Source organism: Janthinobacterium sp. GW822-FHT07H11, assembly GCF_058798615.1.
The window spans coordinates 1,421,047-1,445,111 of sequence record NZ_CM179507.1 but is presented as its reverse complement, the minus strand read 5'-3'; the positions used below and the strand labels follow the sequence as shown (position 1 = coordinate 1,445,111).

Annotated in this window: 21 protein-coding genes and 1 pseudogene; 12 read left to right on the top strand and 10 right to left on the bottom strand. The window is 62.8% G+C overall.

The window, feature by feature from the left end; translation table 11 throughout:
• The gene (locus tag AC3RCJ_RS06435) at positions 1 to 945 is read right to left on the bottom strand and encodes a choice-of-anchor A family protein (protein ID WP_492959380.1); all 945 of its coding nucleotides are present in this window, start codon (positions 943 to 945) and stop codon (positions 1 to 3) included.
• 261 nt (positions 946 to 1,206) lie between these two features.
• Between AC3RCJ_RS06435 and AC3RCJ_RS06430 the strand changes: the two genes are divergently transcribed.
• The 4 genes from AC3RCJ_RS06430 (at position 1,207) to AC3RCJ_RS06415 (ending at position 3,852) form a co-directional block, all read left to right on the top strand.
• On the top strand, positions 1,207 to 1,689 hold the full coding sequence (locus AC3RCJ_RS06430; RefSeq protein ID WP_492959382.1) for a hypothetical protein: 483 nt from the start codon (positions 1,207 to 1,209) through the stop codon (positions 1,687 to 1,689).
• A 138-nt stretch (positions 1,690 to 1,827) separates the two neighbouring features.
• Entirely contained in the window at positions 1,828 to 2,094 is a 267-nt protein-coding gene (locus tag AC3RCJ_RS06425; protein WP_492959384.1) for a hypothetical protein, read from the top strand.
• 160 nt (positions 2,095 to 2,254) lie between these two features.
• Positions 2,255 to 2,677 carry a VOC family protein gene (locus AC3RCJ_RS06420; RefSeq protein ID WP_492959386.1) on the top strand — a complete coding sequence of 141 codons (423 nt, stop codon included), beginning with the start codon at positions 2,255 to 2,257 and terminating at the stop codon, positions 2,675 to 2,677.
• An 11-nt stretch (positions 2,678 to 2,688) separates the two neighbouring features.
• Complete coding sequence (locus AC3RCJ_RS06415; protein ID WP_492959388.1) at positions 2,689 to 3,852, top strand: dipeptidase; 1,164 nt, start codon at positions 2,689 to 2,691, stop codon at positions 3,850 to 3,852.
• A gap of 1 nt (position 3,853) precedes the next feature.
• Here AC3RCJ_RS06415 and AC3RCJ_RS06410 read toward each other — a convergent pair whose 3' ends face one another.
• From AC3RCJ_RS06410 to xapA, 7 genes are all read right to left on the bottom strand, one after another.
• Positions 3,854 to 5,065 carry a nucleoside deaminase gene (locus tag AC3RCJ_RS06410; RefSeq protein WP_492959390.1) on the bottom strand — a complete coding sequence of 404 codons (1,212 nt, stop codon included), beginning with the start codon at positions 5,063 to 5,065 and terminating at the stop codon, positions 3,854 to 3,856.
• Between the two features lie 10 nt (positions 5,066 to 5,075).
• Positions 5,076 to 5,483 (bottom strand): cytidine deaminase, encoded by a 408-nt coding sequence (locus AC3RCJ_RS06405; protein WP_492959392.1) that lies wholly within the window; start codon positions 5,481 to 5,483, stop codon positions 5,076 to 5,078.
• An 83-nt stretch (positions 5,484 to 5,566) separates the two neighbouring features.
• Positions 5,567 to 6,889, bottom strand: coding sequence for a thymidine phosphorylase (deoA, locus tag AC3RCJ_RS06400; protein ID WP_492959394.1), 1,323 nt, complete (start codon positions 6,887 to 6,889; stop codon positions 5,567 to 5,569).
• A gap of 117 nt (positions 6,890 to 7,006) precedes the next feature.
• Positions 7,007 to 9,388: an aldehyde dehydrogenase family protein gene (locus AC3RCJ_RS06395; protein WP_492959396.1), complete on the bottom strand. Its 2,382-nt coding sequence runs from the start codon at positions 9,386 to 9,388 to the stop codon at positions 7,007 to 7,009.
• A 12-nt stretch (positions 9,389 to 9,400) separates the two neighbouring features.
• The gene (deoC, locus tag AC3RCJ_RS06390; protein ID WP_492959398.1) at positions 9,401 to 10,360 is read right to left on the bottom strand and encodes a deoxyribose-phosphate aldolase; all 960 of its coding nucleotides are present in this window, start codon (positions 10,358 to 10,360) and stop codon (positions 9,401 to 9,403) included.
• Positions 10,357 to 11,550: a phosphopentomutase gene (locus AC3RCJ_RS06385; protein WP_492959400.1), complete on the bottom strand. Its 1,194-nt coding sequence runs from the start codon at positions 11,548 to 11,550 to the stop codon at positions 10,357 to 10,359. The genes deoC and AC3RCJ_RS06385 overlap by 4 nt, the downstream gene beginning before the upstream one ends.
• Positions 11,551 to 11,668: 118 nt before the next feature.
• Positions 11,669 to 12,508, bottom strand: a complete 840-nt coding sequence (gene xapA, locus AC3RCJ_RS06380; protein WP_492959402.1) for a xanthosine phosphorylase — start codon at positions 12,506 to 12,508, stop codon at positions 11,669 to 11,671.
• A gap of 362 nt (positions 12,509 to 12,870) precedes the next feature.
• Between xapA and AC3RCJ_RS06375 the strand changes: the two genes are divergently transcribed.
• From AC3RCJ_RS06375 to AC3RCJ_RS06345, 7 genes are all read left to right on the top strand, one after another.
• Positions 12,871 to 14,028, top strand: a complete 1,158-nt coding sequence (locus AC3RCJ_RS06375; protein ID WP_492959404.1) for a carbohydrate kinase — start codon at positions 12,871 to 12,873, stop codon at positions 14,026 to 14,028.
• A gap of 3 nt (positions 14,029 to 14,031) precedes the next feature.
• Positions 14,032 to 14,961, top strand: coding sequence for a pseudouridine-5'-phosphate glycosidase (locus AC3RCJ_RS06370; protein WP_492959406.1), 930 nt, complete (start codon positions 14,032 to 14,034; stop codon positions 14,959 to 14,961).
• 91 nt (positions 14,962 to 15,052) lie between these two features.
• A complete protein-coding gene (locus tag AC3RCJ_RS06365) occupies positions 15,053 to 15,955 on the top strand; it encodes a LysR family transcriptional regulator (RefSeq protein WP_492959408.1) in 903 nt (300 codons plus the stop codon).
• A gap of 485 nt (positions 15,956 to 16,440) precedes the next feature.
• Positions 16,441 to 17,436 (top strand): BMP family lipoprotein, encoded by a 996-nt coding sequence (locus tag AC3RCJ_RS06360; protein WP_492959410.1) that lies wholly within the window; start codon positions 16,441 to 16,443, stop codon positions 17,434 to 17,436.
• Between the two features lie 80 nt (positions 17,437 to 17,516).
• A complete protein-coding gene (locus AC3RCJ_RS06355) occupies positions 17,517 to 19,046 on the top strand; it encodes an ABC transporter ATP-binding protein (protein ID WP_492959412.1) in 1,530 nt (509 codons plus the stop codon).
• A complete protein-coding gene (locus AC3RCJ_RS06350) occupies positions 19,043 to 20,122 on the top strand; it encodes an ABC transporter permease (RefSeq protein ID WP_070219324.1) in 1,080 nt (359 codons plus the stop codon). Before AC3RCJ_RS06355 ends, AC3RCJ_RS06350 begins: the two co-directional genes overlap by 4 nt.
• Positions 20,123 to 20,126: 4 nt before the next feature.
• Positions 20,127 to 21,098: an ABC transporter permease gene (locus AC3RCJ_RS06345; protein WP_086145100.1), complete on the top strand. Its 972-nt coding sequence runs from the start codon at positions 20,127 to 20,129 to the stop codon at positions 21,096 to 21,098.
• Between the two features lie 420 nt (positions 21,099 to 21,518).
• Here AC3RCJ_RS06345 and AC3RCJ_RS06340 read toward each other — a convergent pair.
• Positions 21,519 to 22,103: pseudogene (locus AC3RCJ_RS06340) on the bottom strand (NUDIX domain-containing protein); the annotation flags it as partial.
• A 95-nt stretch (positions 22,104 to 22,198) separates the two neighbouring features.
• Between AC3RCJ_RS06340 and AC3RCJ_RS06335 the strand changes: the two are divergent.
• Positions 22,199 to 22,963, top strand: a complete 765-nt coding sequence (locus AC3RCJ_RS06335; RefSeq protein ID WP_492959415.1) for a DeoR/GlpR family DNA-binding transcription regulator — start codon at positions 22,199 to 22,201, stop codon at positions 22,961 to 22,963.
• A gap of 33 nt (positions 22,964 to 22,996) precedes the next feature.
• Here AC3RCJ_RS06335 and AC3RCJ_RS06330 read toward each other — a convergent pair whose 3' ends face one another.
• Positions 22,997 to 24,064 carry a S1/P1 nuclease gene (locus tag AC3RCJ_RS06330; protein ID WP_492959417.1) on the bottom strand — a complete coding sequence of 356 codons (1,068 nt, stop codon included), beginning with the start codon at positions 24,062 to 24,064 and terminating at the stop codon, positions 22,997 to 22,999.
• Between the last annotated feature and the right edge of the window lies 1 nt (position 24,065).

Genomic DNA, 24,065 nt, shown 5'->3' with positions numbered 1-24,065 from the left:
TCAGGCTGCGGTCTTGTTCTTGCGGCGGCGCGCCATGAAACCGACCAGGCCCAGGCCGGCGAGCAGCATGGCATAGGTTTCCGGCTCCGGTACGGCCGACACGTAGCCGGACAAGTTGGTGGGAGTGAAGTAGTGGTTGGCGTTGACCTGGATGTCCGAGGCCCAGTTGCCGACCACCACGCTGCCGTTGATCTGGCCATTGCCACCCGCCAGGGTCGCCAGCGGCGCGAGCACGCTGCCGTACAGGCCAACGCCTTTGAGCGTCACCGTCTGCGCTTCATAGAAGTTGTACAGCACATTGTATTTGCTGAAATCATCGTAGCCGCCCGAGAGAGTCACGTTGGTACCGCTGATGTTGAGGATCAGCGTGTCATTCGTGTGCAGGTTGCTGAACTTGAAGTTGTTGACCGATGCCAGGGTGGATGCGCTCAGGTCAAACACTTGCACGCTGCCCGCGCCACCCTTCAAGGTCAGGCCGCCGTATGCCAGCGCGCTGCTGCCCGTGGCCGCCACCTTCGACAGCGACGTCGACGTGTTTTTCAGCTGCGCCGAAGTGGCGGCGAACGAGACGGGATTGACAGTCGTCTTCGTCGCCGTGTCCAGGCCCACCCTGCTGGTGGACGTGGTGCCGCCCACATAGTAATTACCATGCTTGATCGAGCCGGAGCTGTAGCTGAGATTGCCGCCCACCACCAGCGCATAGCCGGTATTGCCGTGCGTAACGTACGCATCCTTGTTGTGATCATTGATCGAATAACTCGAACCGCTCAGATTGCCGGCCACCAGCACGGCGCCTTCGACATCACTGCCGCTGGCGGAAAAATTACCCAAGGAATACAAATTGGCGCCACCGATACCCAAATCGACGACGCCAGCTTGAGCAGCCCCGGCAACAAACACGGTGGACAGCAAGAATACGAATGGTGATTTGAGCATTGTTGACATCTTATTTCCAAAAAGAAAATTAACTTGACTGCAGAATATCATAACTGCTGGGTTTGATCTGTCGCAAATCGACAAATATTGTAACAATAATGTAAATAATATTTCCCAAAGACAATTATTTACACGCCGTCCCCGGCACAGCGGAAGGGGCACCAGGCAATATTGCGGCGAGCACCACCTCGGTTGATGATACGATCGCGGCAACGCCAGCTGGCATGGACAGCCGGCCATCCCACGTGAATTGAAAAGGAAGAATCGGGTATGAAACAATTGGCATTGGGCGTCATGCTGCTGGCAGCCGCCTGCGGCGCGCAGGCGGAGGTATTCAACATGATCGAGAATAAGCCACTGAGCGAAACCTGGCTCAATGCCGGATTTTATTCGTATCACTTCCAGCGCGACAAGAATCTCAACGACAGCAATCCGGGACTGGGAGCCGAATACCGTTTTTCCACCGTCGCCTCGGCTACGGCGGGCCGCTTCTACAACAGCGACCGCGCATACTCCAATTACCTGGGCGTGTACTACCAGCCCATTCAGATGGGTCCGCTTCGTATCGGCGCCGTGGTCGGCGGTTTCAGCGGCTATCCGAAGATGCGCGACGGTGGCTGGTTCCCGGCCCTGGTGCCCACCATCAGCTATGAATACCAGCGCGTGGGCGTCAATATTGCCATCGTCCCCTCCTACAAGGACCGCCTGTACGGCGCCCTCAGCTTCCAACTGAAGCTCAAGGTATTCGAATAGCCATTTATCGCCGCATTTCGTCGTTGGGCCTGTCTTTTCTGCCATCTGTCGCACACGCGGTGCCGGCCTGCCCTGGACTGGCTATAGTGCAGTCATCGCCAGGCCACGGGCCGGCACCCACGACGACAGGAGAGCGGCATGAAAGACATCAATTCGACACCAGGCGCAACATCGTTTTCGACCTTCTGGAACGCGCTGTGCGGCCATGCGCGGCAAGCCATGGATGGGCTGGCCGCCATGCCATGGCCCATGCTGCTGGCCTGCGCCATTGGCCTCGCTTTCGTCATCACGATCTTGCCGCTGGCCATCACCCTGTTTGCCATTTTCCTGCTGCTGAAATGGGCCAGCAACAGCGGCGGCTTGGGCTGGGGCAAGAAAGCCGCCGCCACGGAGCCGCCGCAATAAAATTTGCGTCATGGCAGGAATGTCATCATTGTTTTATGGCACTATGGGTGCGCACCGGGCTGACGAATATCAAACACCATCCCCATGGATGGCTTGACCGTGGAACGTTGCGTACCCAGGACGATCGAAACTACTCCCCACCCGCCATAGGAGTTTCCAGATGACCACTACAGCAAAAGCAACCACGGGCACGACCATTCCCTGCCTGCGCTACCGCGACGCGCCGGCCGCCATAGAATGGCTGTGCAATGCGTTCGGTTTTGAAAAGCAACTGATCGTGCCCGATGGCGAAGGCGGCGTCGCGCACGCCCAACTCAGCTTTGGCAACGGCATGGTCATGGTGGCGCCTGCCATCGACAGCGACTATGGCCGCCTGATGAAACTGCCCGGCGACATCAGTGGCGCGAATACGCAAAACTGCTACCTGGTCGTCAGCGACGCCGATGCCGTCTACCGCAGCGCCTGCGAAATGGGCGCCGAGATCGTGCTCGACATCAAGGACGAGGATTACGGCGGACGCGGCTTCACCTGCCGCGATCCGGAAGGCCACATATGGAGCCTGGGCACCTACGACCCATGGTAAAACGGAGCACAATGATCATCAGCATCACTGCCGCCGCCAGCCTTGCGCTGGTCGGCGGTTTTCTGTCCGCCCCCGCGCTGGTCGACCAGCAACTCAATCAAGTCTATCCCCAAGCTGCCAAGGCAGCGACGGCTGCGACGCGAAACCTGCACCGTAGCCTGTGGATCGCCGACCTGCACGCGGACAGCCTGCTGTGGCAGCGCGACCTGAATCAGGCAGGCAAGCATGGCCATGTCGATTTCCCGCGCCTGGCGCAAGGCAATGTGGCGCTGCAGGCGTTTTCCGTCGTGACCAAGACGCCGCGCAAGATGAATATCGACCGCAATGGCAGCGACACGGACAACATCACGGCGCTGGTGGTGGCGCAAGGCTTGCCGCCCGCCACCTGGCACAGCCTGCTGGCACGCGCGACCTGGCAGGCCGACGAATTGCGCCAGCAAGCAGCCAAGAGCCATGGCAAGGTGCGCGTGATTGGCAGCCGCGCCCAGCTGCGCAGCTTCATTGCCGCGCGCGAGCAAGATCCGGCCCTGCTGGCCGGCTGGCTGACGCTGGAAGGCGCGCATGCGCTCGAAGGCAGGCTGGACAACCTGGATATCTTGTACCAGGCCGGCTACCGCATGGCCGCGCCCACGCATTTCTTCGACACGGAGCTGTCCGGTTCCCAGCACGGCTTGAAAAAAGGCGGCTTGACGCCGCTGGGCAGGCAATGGCTGCGCGCCATGGAGCAGCGCAAGATGATCGTCGACCTGGCGCACGCCTCGCCCGCCACCATCGACGACGTGTTAACTTTGGCGCAACGCCCCGTGATGGTGTCGCACACGGGCGTGCGCGGCACCTGCGCCAACGGGCGCAACCTGAGCGACGCACAATTGAAACGCATCGCCGCCCAGGGCGGCCTGGTGGGTATCGGCTTCTGGAATACGGCCGTCTGCGGCAAGGACGTGGCCTCCATCGCGCGCGCCATCAAGTACACGGTCAAGCTGATCGGCGCCGAACACGTGGCCTATGGTTCGGACTTCGACGGCGCCGTCACCACGGCCATCGACGCGGCCGGCCTGCCACGCCTGACGCAGGCGCTGCTGGACGCTGGGCTGTCGGAGGCGCAGATCCGCCGCGTGGCCGGCGAAAACGTACGCGACTTCCTGCTGAAGAACCTGCCGGACGATGACGCCTAGACTAGCCTAGCGCCTGGACCAGGGCCTGGTCCGCCACCTGGCGCGGCCGGATGCGGATCAGCTTGCGGTACAAGGGCGGCATGGCATCGCACAGCGCCAGCAGATCGCCCTCGTCCATGGCCGGGCGCACGTACTGGAACTGCGCCGGATTATTCTCCGGCAGCGCCCCTTCCATGGTCGAGCCGTAGGCGCCCAAGGTCATGAAACTGGCGGCGCTGTCGTCCGGGCCGATGGCCAGCACGAAGGTGCCGTGCTTGGGATGGCCCAGGTAGCTCTTGATCTCTTCCTGCCGCGCCGCATCGGCGCCCGCCATCAATTCGTAGCGCAGCTGCGCATACTGGCGCGTGCATTCCATGAACGGCGTGCGGATCAGGGAGCGCGCCAGCTGCCCCGGCATGCACAGCAGGAGGTTGCCGAAGGAATCGAGCAAGGCGGCCGCGTCGCCCTGGCCGCCATCGCGCACATCCTGCTCCATGGCCGCCTGCAGGAAGGGCGCCAGGCCGGCATCGGGCGCATGCGGCACGCAGCGGTAGGTCAAGGCGTCGGGATAGCGGCGGCGCAAGGCGCGCACCACGCGATGATCGGACGGCAAGGCGGCCGGATCGCGCAGGGGCACGTCGTCGCCGGCATTCAGCAGCTGCATCACCTGGGCCGATGTCGCTTCGAACACGAGCGAACACAGTGCCTGCGTCGCCTCATGGATGCTCTTGCCGATGAAAAAGGGTCGCGGCGCGGCGCCAGTCGGCGCGCGCGCATAGTCGCTGGCGCCGCGCACGGCGGGATAGCAGAAACTGCGTCCGGCCTGGGCCTGCAGCGGCGCCGGCAAGGCCGTGAAACTGGCGGCGCCATCGAAATTGATGCCCGCCTTGCCATCGGCAGCCGCCACCACCACATTGAATCCCGCCGCCAGGATGGCGCCCGCGCACATGCAGCAAGGGTCGAGCGAGGTGACGATGGTCAGCTCGCCCGGTGGCGGCAAGGGCGTGCCCTTGGCCCGCTCGGCAAAATACCAGTCCACCAGCTGGCGTTCGCCATGCGCGGTGGGGTCGAACACCAGGCCCTGGCGCACGACATTGTTATGCATCGATTGCAGCACGTTGCCGGCGCCGTCGAGCAGCACGCCGCCCACGCCGAAAGTGCCCTGCGTCTTGGCGGCCAGGGCTTCGGCCGCGGCGATGGCCACGGCGGCCTGGATGTCGATCGTCTTGTTCAAGCGTATCCTGTTACGTCATGTCCAGGTCGGAATTGCCGAAGCCGTGCGGCAGCAGCCAGCCCGCCGTCACTTCCAGGATGTCGTTTTTCAGGTTCGTCAGGATCACCGGCAGGTCGGCGCCGCCCATCTCGAAGATCACCTGGCGGCAGGCGCCACACGGAGAAATCGGCTCGGCCGTGTCGCCCGTGACGGCCAGTTTGGCGAAATCGCCCGGTTTGCAGCCATGCGCGATGGCGCTGAAAAACGCCGTGCGCTCGGCGCAGTTGCACAAGCCATACGCGGCGTTTTCCACGTTACAGCCACGGAAGACGCGGCCATCCTTGCACAGCAGCGCCGCGCCCACCTTGAAACGCGAGTATGGCGCGTAGGCCAGTTCACGGCCCGCATTGGCTTCGGCGATCAGTTCTTGGTTGTTCATTTTGTTTTCTTTTCAACCCCAACAGCGAGATGCCGGGGTCGTACCCTCAGGGTACGACCCCGGACTTTGCTTCTGGGTTTAGTTTAAGGACGAATGGTACGATAAATCACCGGATTGCCCGCCAGCGCCAGCGCGCTGATTGCATACGCGTCCTGGATTTCCCTGACGGCTAGCTGCGCCGCCGCTTCCGTGCGCGCGTGCACCATGGCCAGCGGCTGGCCCACTGAGACTTGCTCGCCCAGGCCCACGAGGTCCGTCAGGCCGACGGCGAAGTCGATGCTGTCGGTCGGACGGCGGCGGCCACCGCCCAATGCCACCACGGCCAGGCCGATGGCGCGGCAATCGCGCACGTTGGCGTAGCCGGCGGACAGTGCCGGCGCCGGCACGACGAATGGCGCCTGCTCCAGGTGCTTGTCCGGGTTCTCGACCAGGTCAGCCGGGCCGCCCAGGGCCGCCACCATGCGCGCAAAGCGCTCGGCCGCCGCGCCCGAATCGAGGGCCGCGATCAATTTCATCCGCGCTTCTTCCTCGGTGCCGGCCAGGCCGCCCAGCACCAGCATCTCGGCGCACAGCGCCAGGGTGACTTCATGCAGGCGCGCGGGCCGCGAACGGCCCGTCAGGTAATCCATGGCGCCGCGCACTTCCAGCGCATTGCCGGCGTACGGCGCCAGCGATTCGTTCATGTCCGTCAGGATGGCCGAGGTCTGCATGCCGGCACCATTGCCGACGGCGACGATGCTCTCGGCCAGTTCCACCGACTTGTCGTAGGTCGGCATGAAGGCGCCCGTGCCCACTTTCACGTCCATCACCAGCGCGTCCAGGCCGGCCGACAGCTTCTTCGACAGGATGGAGCCGGTGATCATGGCCACCGATTCCACCGTGGCGGTGACGTCGCGGATGCTGTAAAAACGCTTGTCGGCTGGCGCCAGCTGGGCCGTCTGGCCGATAATGGCCACGCCAACTTCCTTGACCACCTTGCGGAACAGTGCATTGTCCGGCACGGTGCAATAGCCTGGAATGGCGTCGAATTTGTCCAGCGTGCCGCCCGTGTGGCCCAAGCCGCGGCCCGAGATCATCGGCACGTAGCCGCCGCAGGCGGCGACCATGGGGCCCAGCAGCAGGGAGACCACGTCGCCCACGCCGCCCGTCGAATGCTTGTCGACGACGGGGCCCGGCAAGTTCAGCGCACGCCAGTCCAGCACCTGGCCGGAATCGCGCATGGCCAGGGTGAACGCCACGCGCTCGTCCATGTTCATGTCGTTGAAATAGACGGCCATGCCGAGCGCCGCGATCTGCCCTTCGCTGACGCTGCCGTCAGTGATGCCACGCACGAAAAACTGGATTTCCTCGGCGCTCAGGATACCCCTGTCGCGCTTCTTGCGGATGATTTCCTGGGTTAAAAACATGGAATAACTCCAATAAAAAATAGCTTAGGGGCCAGTCCCTGCGGGATCGGGATACGCCCATTGGCGTATCCCCCCGACGGGTCTGACCCCAGCTTTACAATTCCAATGATCAGCCAGTTAAACGCCGTAAGGTATCCATACGTTTTTCACTTGCGACGCATGCGCCAGCACGGCGCGGCCGCCGCTTTGCGCGGTGCTGTACCAGTCGCGGCCCTTGGCGCCGCCGACCCAGGTGCGCTTCAGGGTGCCTGCCGACAGGCGCTCGACTTCCGCGCAACCGTCAAGCGAGCCGTCATGGCGCCAGACGGCGTCGATGTCGGCGTGCGTGGCCAGTGTGCGCGCCAGTTCATCGGCGTCGCCGCTGATGATGTTGACGACGCCGCCAGGCAAGTCGGACGTGTCGAAGACCTGGTACAGGTCCAGCGCGGAGAGCGGATGCGCTTCCGACGGCACCACCACCACGCGGTTGCCCAGCGCGATGGCCGGCGCCACCAGCGAGATGAAGCCGAGCAAAGGCGCTTCATTCGGGCAGACGATGCCGATTACGCCGACCGCTTCATTGAGCGCCACGGTGATGCCCTTGGTCGGCGGCTGGTGCGCCAGGCCGTCGTACTTGTCGGCCCAGGCGGCGTAATAGAACAGGCGCTCGATCGAAGCCTGCACTTCCTTCTCCGGATTTTTACTGCCCGTCATGGCGGCGATGCGGGCGGCGAATTCGTCGGCGCGTGCAGCCAGGTTTTCGGCGATGTAGTACAGCACTTGTGCGCGGTTGTGCGCCGTGGCGCTGGTCCAGCCGGACGCTTTATGGGCCGCTTCGACGGCGTTGCGGATGTCCTTGCGGCTGCCCACGCCCACTTCGGCCAGCAAGGCGCCATTCGCGCCGAACACGGGCGCGCTGTAGGCGCTGTCAGGGCGCGCCTGCTTGCCGCCGATGTACATCTTGGCCGTGCGGTCGATGGCGAAGAGGTCCGCTGCCGCCGGCTTCACGTTGGCCTTGGCTTTCGCTTCCACCACCGGCAAGGCCGGACGTGCATCTTCGGCCAGGGCCGTCATGTATTCCAGCATGCCTTCGCGGCCGCCTTCACGGCCGAAGCCCGATTCGCGGTAGCCGCCGAAGCCGCAGGCCGCATCGAACTGGTTGGCGCTGTTGATCCACACCACGCCGGCCTTGATGGCGGGCGCGATATCGAGGGCCAGGCTGATCGACTCGGTCCACACGCTGGCGGCCAGGCCGTACACCGTGTTGTTCGCCAGCTGCACCGCTTCGGGCGGCGTACGGAAGCTCATGGCCACCAGCACGGGGCCGAAGATCTCAGCCTGCGCCACGGCGGCCGACGTCGACGCGCCCGTGATCAGGGTCGGCGGGAACCACGAGCCGTCAGCCGGCAGTTCGCACGCGGGCTGCCACACGTCGCAGCCTTCGGCGCGGGCGGTATCGACCAGCGCGGCGATGCGCTGGCGCTGCACGGGGTCGACCAGCGCGCCCACGTCCATCGATTTATCCAGGGGCGAGCCGAGGCGCAGGTTTTCCATGCGGGCGCGTACCTTGTTCAGGAAGCGCTCCTGGACCGATTCCTGCACCAGCAGGCGCGAGCCGGCGCAGCACACTTGCCCCTGGTTGAACCAGATCGAATCGACCAGGCCTTCCACGGCGCCGTCCAGGTCCGCGTCTTCGAAGACGATGAACGGCGACTTGCCGCCCAATTCCAGCGACAGCTTCTTGCCGCTGCCGGCCGTCGCTACGCGAATCAAACGGCCCACTTCCGTGGAACCCGTAAACGCGATCTTGTCGACGCCAGGATGATTGACGATGGCCGAGCCCACTCGGCCGTCGCCCGTGACGATGTTGACCACGCCGGCCGGCACGCCCGCCTGTACGCACAATTCGGCGAACAGCATGGCGGTCAGCGACGTGAATTCGGCCGGCTTGAAGACCACCGTGTTACCGGCGGCCAGGGCCGGAGCGATTTTCCACGACAGCATCAGCAGGGGGAAATTCCACGGCACGATCTGGCCCACCACGCCCACGGCGCGGTAGTCGGCGAATTCTTCCGACTGCAGCTGCGCCCAGCCCGCGTGATGGTAGAAATGGCGCGCAGCCAGCGGCAGGTCGATATCGCGCGTTTCGCGGATGGTCTTGCCGTTATCCAGGGTTTCGAGCACGGCGAACAGGCGCGAATGCCTTTGCAGCAAGCGGGCCAGCGCGTACATGACCTTGGCGCGGCCGTGGCCGCCCATGCCCTGCCATACGGGCAGCGCGCGGCGCGCCGCTGCCACGGCGCGTTCCACGTCCGCGTCGGTGGCTTGCGTCAGCTCGGCCAGCTGCGTACCGTCGGCCGGATTGGTCGAGGCGAACAGCTCGGCCGGCTCGCTCCAGGCATTGTCGATGAACAGGCCAAATGTGCGCTGGTGGCCGTCTAGCCACGCCTGCGCTTCTTTTTGACTTTCGGGAGCAGGGCCGTAGTCCATAGTAGTGAGAATCTCGTTAATTGTAGGCATGACGATTGTTCTTTAAGGTTGTGCGTGACGATGATTGGCCGAGTAGCTGCCGGTGACGTAGTGCTCGAGCTGGCGCTCGATGTCGGTCAGCAGGCTGGAAGCGCCGATGCGGAACAGGTGCGGCTGCAGCCATTCGTTGCCCAGCTCTTCCTTCATCAGGGTCAGGAACTGCAGCGCGCTCTTGGCCGAGCTGACGCCGCCGGCCGGCTTGAAGCCCACCTTGAAACCCGTCTGTTCATAGTATTCGCGCACCGTGCGCACCATCGTCAGGGCCACGGGAATGGTGGCGTTCACGCTTTCCTTGCCGGTCGACGTCTTGATGAAATCGGCGCCCGCCATCATGCAGACCCACGACGCCTTGGCCACGTTTTCCATGGTCAGCAAGTCGCCCGTGGCGAGAATCGCCTTCACGTGCGCTTCGCCGCACGCCTTGCGGTAAGCCAGCATTTCGTCGTACAGCACTTGCCAGTTGCCGTTCAGGACGTGCTGGCGCGTGATGACGATATCGATTTCCGACGCGCCGGCGGCGACCGACAGTTCGATCTCGCGCAGCTTCGTTTCCATGTTCGTCAGGCCGGCCGGGAAGGCGGTCGACACGGCGGCGATCGGCAAGCGGCCCTGGATGACTTTCACGGCCGGGGCGATCATCTCGTGGTACACGCACACGGCGCCGGTGCTCAGCTGCGTCAGGCCCAGTGCGTCCATCAGGTCGGCGCGCAGCGGGCGCATGGCCTTCATGCACAGGCGCTCCACGCGGCCCGGCGTATCGTCGCCGCCCAGGGTGGTCAGGTCGATCATCTGAATGGCTTTGACCAGCCAAGCGGCCTGGTATTCCTTTTTCACGGTGCGGCGGTTCGCCAGGCTGGCCGCGCGGCGGTCCGTGGCGGCGCGGTTGACGCGGATCTGGTTGATCCAGCCCAGATCGAGGCCGACCGCCTCGTTACGCTTGAAGTCGGGGTGCATGAGTGTCATAACAAGCTGGTTCCATTAGCAAGTGGTGGTACGCCAAGGTGCTTGGCGAGGGTTTGGCCAATATCGGAGAAGGTCTCGGAAATGCCCAGCGCGCGCGGGGCGACGCCGGGGCCGAAGAAGATCATCGGAATGTGTTCGCGGGTGTGGTCGGAGCCGTGCCAGGTGGGGTCGCAGCCATGGTCGGCGGTGATGACGACCAGGTCGCCTTCCCTCAGCTTGGCCATGAATTCCGGCAGGCGACCATCCATTTCGCGCAGCGCGTCGGCATAGCCTTCGACGTTGCGGCGGTGGCCGAAGGCCTGGTCGAAATCGACGAAGTTCACGAAAGTGAGCGACTTGTCCTGCACTTCATCGGCCGTTGTCAACAGCGCTTCGAACAGCGCCATGTTGTCGACGCCCTTCACGACGCGCGAGATGCCCTGGGTGGCGAAAATATCGCTGATCTTGCCCAGGCCGACGACTTCGCCGCCCGCATCCTTGACGTGGTCGAGCAGGGTCTTGCTTGGCGGCGCCACCGCATAGTCGTGGCGGTTGGAAGTGCGCGTGTAGTTGCCGTTGCTGCCAGTGAACGGGCGGGCGATGACGCGGCCGATGTTGTACGGCTCGACCAGCTTGAAGGCCATTTCGCACACCTGATACAGGCGCTCGAGGCCGAACGATTCTTCGTGCGCGGCGATCTGCATCACCGAGTCGCCCGAGGTATAGATAATCAGCTTGCCGGTGGCGACGTGCTCGTCGCCATGCTTGTTGATGATGTCCGTGCCCGAGGCATGGCAGTCGCCGAGGAAGCCCGGCACGCCGGACAGGGCTTTCAGCTTGTCGGTCAGGTCGGCCGGGAACGACGGCGTGGTGCGGGGAAAATATCCCCAGTCGAATTCGACGGGCACGCCGGCGATTTCCCAGTGGCCGCTCTGCGTGTCCTTGCCGGTGGAGCGCTCGCGCGCCGCGCCGTAGGCGCCGGTAAAACCGTCGCGCTGGTCGAAGCCCGTGGCCCATTCGCCGCTGGCCAGGTGGGCGGCGGCGCCCAGGCCCAGGCGTTCCATGTTCGGGAGTTTCAAGGTCTTGCCGCTTTTGGCGACAGTGCTGGCAATGTGGCCAAAGGTATTGGCACCTGCGTCGCCATACTTGGCGGCGTCTGGCGTCGCGCCAAGGCCGAAGGAATCAAGCAGGAGGATAAATGCGCGTGACATGATAAGGCTCGCTTTATGGATTGATGCAAAGATGATGCGGACAGTGTAGGCCGGATTTTCCCGGCCTGCCGCGCGGCAGCGCCGGTGGCCGGCGCGCCGCTACTGCATAAAAAAGTGCTTAGGCTTGCGGCTTTTCAGCGACTTTGGAGAGGAAAGCCAGAATCAGCTTGACCAGGTCTTTCGCGCCGATGGCCGCGTATTTCAGGGTCTGTTCGTGCGACAGGGCGAATGGCGACATGCCTTCGGCCAGGTTGGTGATGACGGACACGCCCACCACTTTCAGGTCGCAATGGCGGGCCGAGACCACTTCCGGCACCACGGACATGCCGACCGTGTCGGCGCCCAGGCGGGCCATCATGCGGATTTCGGCGGCCGTCTCGAAGTTCGGGCCAGGGTAGGCGACGAACACGCCTTCGTGCAGGGTGATGCCGCTGGCGGCCGCCGTATCCTTGACTTGCTGGCGCAGTTCGGCGTCATAGGCATTGGCCATGCTGAAGAAACGCGGGCCGAAGCGGTCGTCGTTCGGGCCGACCATCGGCGTGCCTGGCAGCAGGTTGATATGGTCGCTGATGGCCACCAGACTGCCGGCGTCCACTTCGGGGCGCAGGGAACCGGCGGCGTTGGTAACGAACAGCATTTCGCAGCCCAGCAGCTTCAGGGTGCGGATGGCGCTCGTCATCACGCCCATGCCATAGCCTTCATAAAAGTGGCCACGGCCCTTCATGCAGACGACGGCGACGCCCGACAGGGTGCCGACCACCAGTTCGCCGGCATGGCCGTGCACGGTGCTGATCGGAAAGCCTGGCAATTCGTCAAAGCTGATGCTGACGGCGTCCGTCATCTGCTCGGCCAACACGCCCAGGCCGGAGCCGAGGATCATCGCCACGCGCGGCTTGAAATTTTCAGGAGCGCGGGCACGGATGATTTCGGCGGCGTGGAAAGGGGTGTTGTTCGACATGGTTATCCTCTGATTGACTAATGATGATTGCTTGCTGCCTGCGCGGCGGCCAGGTGCCGCGGCCCAGGTATCGGGTATGTATGGTGTTACAGGTATATCGAAATGCGTATTGCCAGTATTTGCCGCCACTATGCATCAAACGGAATATGTATGGCAAATACCATTTTTCTTGCCCATTTATACAATTCAAATATAAATGGCCGATATTATAGTCGAGGCTAGCCCAGGCCTGCCATGCCCGGAAAATGCATGCATACAAGGCCCATACGAAGGCCTTGCATGCGCGCTGGACACGCGCTTGACACTGATCAGACAAATGTTTACAGTTAAAGACAAATGTTTAAACCTTCAGCGAAAACCTCGTGACCGATACCAATAAGAAAGACCAGCTGTACGCGCTGATCCGCAACAACCCCTTCATCTCGCAGCAAGACCTGGCGAGCGAGCTGGGCTTGTCGCGCTCGGCCGTCGCCGGCCACATCGCCGGACTCATCCGCGAGCGCCGCCTGCTGGGACGTGCCTACGTGCTGCCCGACAGCCGTCCCGTGCTGTGCATCGGTGCCGCCAATCTGGACCGCAAGATGCGCACCCTGGCGACCCTGCAGATGGGCACCTCGAATCCCGTGCGCTCGGAAGAGGTATTTGGCGGCGTGGGCCGCAACATCGCGGAAAACCTGGCCCGATTGTCGATTCCCGTGGCCTTGCTGACGGCGCTGGGCGACGATGCGGCCGGTCACGCGCTGCAGACGCACGCGGAAGACGCGGGCATCGACATGCGCGGCAGCTTGCACCTGAGCAACACCAGCAGCGGCACCTACACGGCCGTGCTCGACGAGCATGGCGAAATGCTGCTGGCGATGGCCAACATGCAACTGTACGAACAGCTGACGCCCGCCTTCTTGCACAGCCGCCAGCCGCAGCGCGCCGCCGCCGCCCTCACCGTCTGCGACCTGAACCTGGGCCACGACAGCGTGCAGGCGCTGCTGGCCGACGCGCGCCAGGACGCGGCCCGCGCGACGCCGCTCGTCATCGTCGCCGTCTCGCAGCCGAAGATGGCGCACTTGCCGCAAGACCTGACGGGCTTGCACCTGCTGATACTCAACCGGGGCGAGCTGGAAACGCGCGTGGCGCGGGCCTTGCCGACGGCGTTCGAGGTGCGCGCCGCCTGCCGCGAAGTGCAGCGCCAGGGCGCGCGCCAGGTGATCGTCACCTGCGGCGGCGAAGGCGTGTACTTCACCGATGGCGACAGCCCGGATGCGCCCATCGTGCACCTGGCCGCGCGCGAAGTGGACGCCGTCGACGTGACGGGCGCCGGCGACGCGTTTTCCGCCGCCGTCTGCTGGTCGCTCTACCACGACAGCAGCGATTTGAAACTGGCTTGCCGGCGCGGCCTGAAGCTGGCGGCCATGACCCTGGAATCGGCCGCCACCGTCTCGCCCCAGATTTCGGCCGGCGCCCTCGACGACATCGACGACGCCGACCTGGCGCCGCCTCCCCCTACCCTCTTTCAACAGGATTGACACATGACGCAACTCAATAACTTCCTCTCGTTCTCGCAAGAAGTCCTCGACGCGCGCGCCGCCGGCAAAGCCATCGTGGCGCTGGAATCGACCATCATTTCGCACGGCATGCCGTATCCGCAAAACGTGGAAATGGCGCGCGAAGTGGAACAGATCATCCGCGACGGCGGCGCCGTGCCGGCCACCATCGCCATCATCGACGGCAAGATCTGCGTGGGCCTGTCGCCGGAGCAGCTGGAATTGCTGGGCACCTCGCCCGACGCCATGAAGGTCAGCCGCCGCGACCTGCCGTTCGTCTTGTCGCAGCGCAAACTGGGCGCCACCACCGTGGCCGCCACCATGATTTGCGCGGAAATGGCCGGCATTGCCGTGTTCGTCACGGGCGGCATCGGCGGCGTGCACCGCGGCGCGGAAACCAGCTTCGACATTTCCGCCGACTTGCAGGAACTGGCGCAAACGTCGGTCGCCGTCGTCTGCGCGGGCGTCAAATCCATCCTCGACATCGGCCTGACCCTGGAATACCTGGAAACGCACGGCGTGCCCGTCATCAGCGTGGGCCAGGAAGGTTTCCCTGCCTTCTTCACGCGCGAAAGCGGCTTCAAGGCCGATTTCCGCCTCGACACGGCCGCCGAACAGGCCGCCTTCATCGGCACGAAATGGCAGCTGGGCTTGAAAGGCGGCGTGATCGTCAGCAACCCCGTGCCAGCCGCGCAAGCGATGCCCAAGGAAGAGATCGATGCGATCACCACGCAAGCCTTGCAGGAAGCGGACGCGGGCGGCGTGAAAGGCAAGCAAGTCACGCCCTTCCTGTTGTCACGCATCAAGCAGCTGACGGATGGCCGCAGCCTGGCGACGAATATCGCCCTCGTCAAGCACAATGCCCAAGTTGGCACCGCGCTGGCCATTGCCATGCAGGCAGTCGCGGCACGATAATAGGCCTGCCGTAAAAAAGCGCGCGCACCTTCAGGTTCGCGCGCCGTTCCCGCTTAGGTTCCCGCTTAGTATCAGGTAATGCAAGGAAAGCATGTCCATCGATCTGAAACAGTTAAAGTATTTTCTTGCCGTTGCCGAGGAGAAAAGCTTCAGCCGCGCCGCCGAGCGCCTGCATATCTCGCAGCCGCCCCTGAGCCAGCAGATCATGAAACTGGAAAGCGAACTGGGCGTGCGCCTGTTTGCGCGCACCACGCGCACCTTCGAGCTGACCGTGGCGGGCAAGGCGCTGATGAACGAGGCGGCCGAGCTGCTGGCCAAGATGCGCATGACCATCGACACCATCCGCCAGATCGACCGCGGCGAAGTGGGCCGCTTGCGCGTGGGCATCGTCGGCTCGGCCATGTGGGGTCCCATCCCCAGCCTGCTGGAAGAATTCCAGACCAAATTTCCCCGCGTCAGCTGGACCATCCATGAATACGGCCCCACGGTGCAATACGAAGCGCTGCGCGCCAAGCAGATCGACGTGGGTTTCTGGCGCGAACCGAAACTCAATGACGACGACTTGCGCCACGACAACCTACGCCAGGAACTGTGCTTCCGCGAAAACGTCTGCGTGGCCGTCAACGAACACCATCCGCTGGCGAAACACACGGCCATCGAGCTGATCGACATCGCCCACGAGCCGATGCTGACCCTGAACCTCGATAAATCCGCCTTTCCCCGCTACCTGGTGCAATGCTGCATCAATGCGGGTTTCGAACCCGTGATCTTCCAGGAAGCGAGCGAGCCGCAAACCCTGCTGGCCATGGTGGGCGCAGGCCTGGGCGTGACCCTGGTGCCGGAAACGACGAGCCGCATCGGCTGGCCCGGCGTGGTCTTCCTGCCGATCAAGACGAATCCGCCGTCGGCCAACCTGTATATCAGCTACACCACGCTCGACGACGCTCCCGTCGTGCGGGCCTTCCTGAACATTATCAATCCCCCCGCGAATTGAGGCAAAGCCCCCAGCGTCACCAAGCAACGCCAACCCCCAAAAAGCCGCAAGACCGGGGTCGGCCCCTGAAGGTCCGAACCCGGCCCTTCGCTTGCCTGCCAATTTATATGACTTTCATATAAATAATTAAACAAAAACGTATTTGTCATACATATCTGGCATGATGCATAGTGATCCGAGCGCCCAACGGGGTGCCGGTCGCCTGCCCGCCTTGCCCGTCACGCCACGCTGTTGACGAGGCACTTCCGGCTGTTCCGGCCATTCCATTCGATACTCCGCGCGGCGGCCTGGCGAGGCCGTGCGACTGTTGCACCGGCATCACAGAGCACAAACAAAACAGATAGCGCGAGCAATGATCTTGTATGTTACGGTGCAATGTTGATAAGAAACCATTCACCGATGCATCAAAAACAGGCTAAATCAGCCCCAAATTATATGTTTCACCTATAAAAAATATACAATATCGATCTTCCAGGAGCCAATTCATGAAACTTACACAATTTAGTTTGACGATCGCAGCCGTATTTCTGACTGCTCAAGCGTCCGCGGCTACCCCAAAACTGGGTGTCGTGTATGACGCGGGCGGCAAGTTCGACAAGTCGTTCAACCAATCCGCTTTCGAAGGCGCCTCGCGCTTCAAAAAAGACACAGGCATTTCCTTCATCGAAGTCCAGGCATCGAGCGATACGCAAGCCGAGCAAGTCATGCGCGGCCTGGCCCGCAAGAAACTCGACATGATCGCCGCCATCGGCTTTGCGCAGACGCAAGCCGTGCAAAAGGTCGCCAAGGAATTTCCGAACGTGAAATTCGTGCTGATCGACGGCCAGGCCGCCGGCAACAACGTCAATTCCGTCGTCTTCAAGGAAGAAGAAGGCTCCTACCTGGTGGGCGTGGCCGCCGCCATGGCCAGCAAGAGCAAAAAGGTCGGCTTCATCGGCGGCATCGACATTCCTTTGATCCGCAACTTCGCCTGCGGCTACGCGCAAGGCGTCAAGGCCGTCAATGCGAAGACGGAAATCACGCAAAACATGGTCGGCACCACGTCCGGCGCCTGGAACGACCCGGCCAAGGGCGGCGAACTGGCCCGCTCGCAGTTCGAGCGCGGCGTCGATGTCGTCTTCGCCGTGGCCGGCGGCAGCGGCATGGGCACCTTGCAAATGGCCAAGGAAAAAGGCAAGCTGGCCATCGGCGTCGATTCGAACCAGAATGGTTTGTACCCGGGCAGCATCCTGACCTCGATGGTCAAGCGCGTCGACAACACGGTGTACGACAGTTTCATGCAAGTCAAGAACGGCACCTGGAAGGGCGGCGTCAGCTATAAAGGCTTGAAAGAAGGCGGCGTGGATTGGGCGCTCGATGCGAACAACCGCAAGCTGATCACCCCGGAAATCGAGAAACGCGTGCTGGGTGCACGCAAGGACATCATCGATGGCAAGGTCAAAGTGATCGATTACCGCGTCGGCAGCAGCTGCCCGGTTTAATTTTTCTCCGTATCTTTTAGCGCGCCGCCGGGGCCTGTCTCCGTGCGGCGCGTTTCCATGAAACTATCCTTTATGAACCTATGCAGCCAGCAGTAGAATTTCGCAGCATCTCCAAGCAATTTGGACATGTGAAGGCGAACGCCGACGTCAGTTTTTCCATCGCCAAGGGCAGCATCCATGGCCTGGTGGGGGAAAATGGCGCGGGCAAGTCCACCTTGATGAGCATCCTGTACGGGTATTACCGTGCCGATGGCGGGGAAATCCTGCTCGACGGAAAAGTACAGCCTATCCGCAACAGCCAGGAAGCGATCAAGCTCGGCATCGGCATGGTGCACCAGCACTTCATGCTGGTCGAGAACTTCACCGTCCTCGACAATATCATGCTGGGCACGGAAGGCGGTTTTCGCCTGGCCAGCCACCGAGCCGAAGCGGAAGCCAAGCTGCGCGAGATTTGCGCGCGCTACCGCCTCGACGTCGACCCGCTGGCGAAGATCGAAGACCTGTCCGTCGGTGCGCAGCAGCGCGTGGAAATCCTCAAGCAGATTTACCGCAGCGCCAATATCCTGATCCTCGACGAGCCGACGGCCGTGCTGACGGCGCAGGAAACGGCCTCGCTGTTTGAAATCCTGCGCCTGTTCAAGGAACAAGGCAAGACCATCATCCTGATCACGCACAAGCTGCAAGAGATCCTGGAAATCACCGACAACGTCACCGTCATGCGCGGCGGCACGGTGGTGGGCGCCGTGGCAACGGCCGGCACCTCGAAAGAGGAACTGGCCAACATGATGGTGGGTCGCCCCATCCAGAGCCATTTGCCCCGTGCACCGTACAATCCGGGCGCCACGGTGCTGGAAGTTGACGGCTTGCAACTGGCTGACGCGCAACAGGTGAAATTGCTGGCCGACATAGGTTTCAATTTGCGCGCTGGCGAAATCGTCGCCATCGCGGGGGTTTCGGGCAATGGCCAGAGCGAACTGCTGGAAATCCTGTCGGGCATGCGCTTGCCGACGTCCGGCACGCTGCGTTTTCTCGACAAGGACTTGCCATTTGCCAAGCGCCACGATGCCGACGGCTTGCCGCTGGCCTTCCGCGAACTGGGTATCGCCCACATTCCGGAAGACCGCTTGCGCGATGGCGTGGTGAAAAATTTCTCCGTCATGCAGAACACCATTCTCGGCTACCAGGACCACCTGAAAAACCGCTGGGGCCTGTTCAACTTCAAGGCCATCGGCGCGCGCTGCGCGCAACTGCTCAAAACCTTCGATGTGCGCCCGGCCAATCCGGACCTGCGCATCGGCTTGTTGTCAGGCGGTAACCAGCAAAAGGTGGTGATCGCGCGCGAAGTGCTGGCCAAGCCGAAACTGATGCTGGTGGGCCAGCCCACGCGCGGCGTCGACATCGGCACCATCGAAAGCATCCATACGCAATTGCTGGCCCTGCGCGACGCGGGCGTGGCGATCCTGCTGGTATCCGTCGAACTGGAAGAAGTGCGGGCGCTGGCCGACCGCATTCTCGTCATGTGCGGCGGACGCATCACCGGCGAACTGAAAATTGAAGAATTCGATACCACCCGCATCGGTCTGTTGATGGGGGGAATGCATAAATCATGAATAACGACTTGCCACGCTGGGCGACAGCCTTTGTCATGCCCATGTTAAACCTGCTGTCGGCCTTGCTGGTCGCGGCCCTGGTGATCTATATGCTGGGCGAAGACCCGGCCGAATCGCTGTCCATCCTCGTCCACAGCGCCATCCTCAATCCGGAAGGCCTGAGCTACACCCTGTTCTACGCCAGCACCTTCATCTTCACGGGCCTGTCGGTCTCCGTGGCGATGCAGGCCGGGCTGTTCAATATCGGTTCCGAAGGCCAGATGTATATCGGCGGCCTGGGCTTGACTGTCGCCATGCTGGCCTTCGACCAGACCCTGCCCGCCTGGCTGCTGATTCCGGCCGCCATGATCGGCGCCGCCCTGTTCGGCGCACTGTGGGGCTTCTTGCCCGGCTACCTGCAAGCCAAGCGCGGCAGCCACATCGTGGTCACCACCATCATGTTCAACTTCATCGCCGCCAGCCTGATGAATTTTATTATCGTGAAGTACCTGATTCCGCCGGGCGAGCAGAACACGGCCAGCCGCGTGTTTGCGGAAAGCGGCGAAATGCCGCGCCTCTCCACCTGGTTCCCATCCTTGGGCGACACGCCGCTGAACATCAGCTTTATCCTGGCAATCGCCGCGCTGGTCATCTATGGCGTGATGGTCTGGCGTTCGTCGTGGGGCTTCAAGCTGCGCGCCACGGGTCTCAACAAGCACGCGGCCCACTATGCGGGCGTGTCGATCAGCAAGATGATCATCGTCGTCATGCTGATCTCGGGTGCGCTGGCGGGCTTGGGCTCCGTCAATTCCATCATGGGTTCGACCCATTACCTGTCGCTCAATTTCGTCGGCGGCGCCGGCTTCATCGGCATCGCCATCGCCCTGATGGGGCGCCAGCATCCGGTCGGCATCTTTTTGTCGGCCGTGCTGTTCGGCGCGCTGATCCAGGGCGGCTTCGACCTGTCGCTGGAAAAACCGAATATCCCGACGGAAACGTTCATTTTCATCCAGGGCTTGATCATCCTGTTCTGCGGCGCCATGGAAAACTTCTACGCACCGGCCATTTCCGCCCTGCTCAAGCGCACCAAAGGCTAACACCATGACACTCGACGACTTTCATTTCGCCAGCATCCTGGTATCGACCGTGCGCAATGCGCCCGTCCTGATCTTTGCCGCCATGGCCGGCCTGTTCGCCGAACGCAGCGGCATGATCGACATCGGCCTGGAAGGCAAGATCCTGGCCAGCGCCTTCGCTTCCGCCGCCGTCGCCTACACGACGCAAAACCCGTATTACGGCATGGCGGCCGGCATGCTCGTCTGCGTCGCCCTGGCGCTGCTGCAGGCCTACGTCAGCATCACGCAAAAGGGTAATCAGCTGGTGGCTGGCATGGCGATCAACATCGCCATGAGCGGACTGACGTTTGTGCTGGCGCAATTTTTCTTCCAGCAAGGCGGCCGCACGCCCGACCTCGGTTCGGCGCGCCTGTTCGACGTGGTCTTGCCGGGCACACAGTACGTGGAACACATCCCCTTCATCGGCTGGGTGTATGCCCATCTGATCGGCGGCCATTCCATCCTCGTGTATGTCGCCTTCCTGCTGATCCCGCTGGTGCACTGGCTGCTGTACCACACGCGTTTCGGCCTGCGCCTGCGCGCCTGCGGCGAAAACCCGCACGCGGCCGACTCGGCCGGCGTGAGCGTGGAAGCGACGCGCTACCTGGCCATGCTGGTGGCCGGCATCCTGTGCTCGTTCTCGGGCGCGTATCTGGCCATCGTGCAAAGCGGCTTCTTCCTGCGCGACATGTCGGCCGGCGCCGGCTACCTGGCCCTGACGGCCATGGTGTTCGGCAACTGGCGTCCCGTCTACACCTTCCTCGGCTGCCTGATGTTCGGCTTCTTCGCCGCCATCCAGATTCAAATTGAAGGCGTGGACTTGCCCGTCGTGGGCCGCATCCCCGGCTCGCTGATCCAGATGGTGCCATACGTCGTCACCGTGATCGTGCTGGCCGGCTTGATGGCGAAATCCATCGCGCCGAAGGCTATCGGCATCCCCTTTGTTAAGTCCCGTTAAGAGACTGTGACAGCATCAGAAAAGCGAAGCCTGCGGGCTTCGCTTTTTTTACGCCTGGGCAATCTCGTCCAGCGAGAAATACACGGGTAAACCGAGATCCTGCGCCACGGCCACCATCTGGTCCGCTCCGCCAGACGCGCCGCCGAGACGCAGCACGGCATCGCAATGGCTCAATAAACGCGTCGCATGCGCGTGGAACAATTCCTCATACACGGCGTCGCCCACCCGGCTTGAACCTGCCAGCGCCAGCATGGGCAAGGCCAGCCATTCGCCGAGCACGGGCATGTGTCCCTTGGCATACAGCGGCAGGCAGACGGCTTCCATGGCTGCCACATTGCGCGCCATCAAGCCCGGATCGTCGCCCGTGCCCGAGCGGTAGGGGCCGGCAATGAGGATTTGCAGGCCCCGTTTGCGCGGCATCAGGTGCAGCTGCGCATGCTGCAGCAGCATGATGGTCTTGCCGTCGCAGATGCGCCCGTCGGCCACCATCTGCAGCGCTTGCGCCAAGGGCAGCTCCAGCACCTCGATATCTTCTCCCTCCTGCGCCAGGCCGCCGCCATCGCCGATGCGGCTGGCAGGGTCGTATTCGGCGACAAAGAAATGCAGGCGCTCCGTCACGGAGCCGGGACTCATGAAGGCTTCGAATACCTTGTGCACCTGCCCCACGCGGTAGCCGGTTTCCTCTTCCACCTCGGCGCGGATGCGCTGCTCGGCGCTGGCCTCTTCCAGCAAGCCGGCGGCCGCTTCGATGAGGAAACCGTCGTGGCCAGTACGATACGTGGGAAAGCGAAACTGGCGGATCAGGATCACCGTGCGCTTGACCTTGTTGTAGAGCAGGATGGTGGCCCCGTCGCCACGGTCATAGGTTTCCCGCGTCTGCGTTTGCCATTCGCCATCGTGGCGCAGGTAATCGAACGTGGTCTTTTGCAGCAGATACCAGTCGTGCGACAGGGTCTGCACCTGCTGGATGCGGACCCGTTCCTGCTGGCTATTTTCTTCGCGCATAGTGTCTCCTTGTGTTTACATGTGCTTGCCTTCGCCGACTTTATCATGCAAACTCGTGCAATATCAAGAAAATACAAGAACACACAAGAAAAATCATGCTCACACATCAACGCAAACAATACCTGCTGGACTTGCTCCAGCGCGAGGGACACATCGTTGCCAAGGCCGTCAGCGACGCCCTTGGCTTGTCGGAAGACACGATACGGCGCGACCTGCGCGAGCTGGCGAAAGAGGGTTTGCTGGAACGTGTGCACGGCGGCGCCCTGCCTTTGCTGCCGCGCTCGCCCGCGCTGGCACCGTTTGCGGGGCGCGAACAGATTTCGCCGCAAGCCAAGCCCGCCATCGGCCGCGCGGCGGGCGCCATGATACAAACGGGGCAAGTGGTATTCATCGATGGCGGCACGACCGCCGTGCAGCTGGCACGCCAGCTGCCGCGCGACTTGCGCGCCACCGTCGTCACGCACAGCCCGTCGATTGCCGTCGAACTGGTGCATCACCCCTTGATCGACGTGCTGATGCTGGGCGGGCGCCTGTACAAGCACTCGATCGTGGGCGTCGGCGCGGCCACCGTGGAAGCCATCGGCCGCATCCGCGCCGACCTGTATTTCATGGGCGTGGCCAGCCTGCATCCGCAGGCGGGCATCACCACCGGCGATTACGAAGAAGCATGTGTGAAACGCGCGCTGAGCGAGGCGTCAAGCCGCACCGTCGTGCTGGCCTCGCCGGAAAAGTTCAATACGGCCTCGCCGTTCCAGATCGCACCCTTGAGCCAGGTCAACGATATCATCGTACACCGCGATGTGGAGGACGCCCTGGTCGCGCCCTACCGCGAGATGGGCATCGCCATCACCCTGGCATGAAAAAAACGGCCCGCAGGCCGCTTTTCACGCATGTCACTGTGGCCAGATCGCCTGCAGCACGGCAGCCAGGCGATAGCCCGCCTCGGTCAGCTGCTGCTTCGCCAGCGCCGAGCTGGGCACGGGATAATTATCGGGCACCGTCAAGCTCCAGACGTTGTAGACATCACCCTTGCGGCTGGTCTGCTGCGTGGCCGGGCCCGCCACCACATCGGTGAAAGCAAGCTTTGACGCCGCCAGCGAGGCATCGGCCCACTGATACGGCCAGGTGGCGGGGTCGCCGCTGTTGGCGCTCACCACGGGAACGCTGGCGATCACGGTGCGGGCGAACTGCTGCGGCGTGCGCGTGCTGAGGCGGCGCATGGCGTAATCGACCACGGTCGTATCCCAGTAGGAATGCAGGGGCTTGGTGGCCGACTTCGGATAGGCTGGAGCTTTCGCAGTCCCCTCTTCCGCCGGCAGCGGCGGGGGAATCACGGCATCCGACAGGGCCGTCATCCTAGCATCGTCGAGCAGCAGGTCGTTGCCGCCGCGCGCATTGAAAATGGCGACGTCGTCGATCTGCGCCTGCGTGGCGGGCACGAAGAACTGGCCATCCTTGCCGAGAAACGCATTGCCCACATGCAAAGGCTGGTGGATATCGCCCACCAGGTGCGTGATCAGGATCAGCGCTACGCGCTGGCTGAAGCCGTGCGGATTGCTGGCCGCATCGGCCTTGCCCTGCAACACCAGGATCGCCTGTTTCAAGGTTTGCACGATATCGTCATCGGCCGTGCCCACGCCATGGTCGTGGTAATGCGCATGTTGAAAAGGCACGTTCGTGTAATGGTACTCGCCGTGCTTGGGGTTTGCCGCCACATAGCTCAACATTTCCGGCGATTGCGGGCCGCAATACGTGCCCTTCACGCAATCGGGCCAGTTGGCGATCTTTTCCAGGCTTTCGCCGGGCAGCAGCAACTTGGCCACCTGGGCCTGGGCCGCGCTGCCCTTGAGCAATTGATCGGCGATGGCACCGACGGCGCGGTGGCCGTCGTTGCCCCAGGCCAGCGCATTGCCGGAAGCGAATGCGGTGCCCAGCGCCAGCACGCTCATCAATTTTTTCACC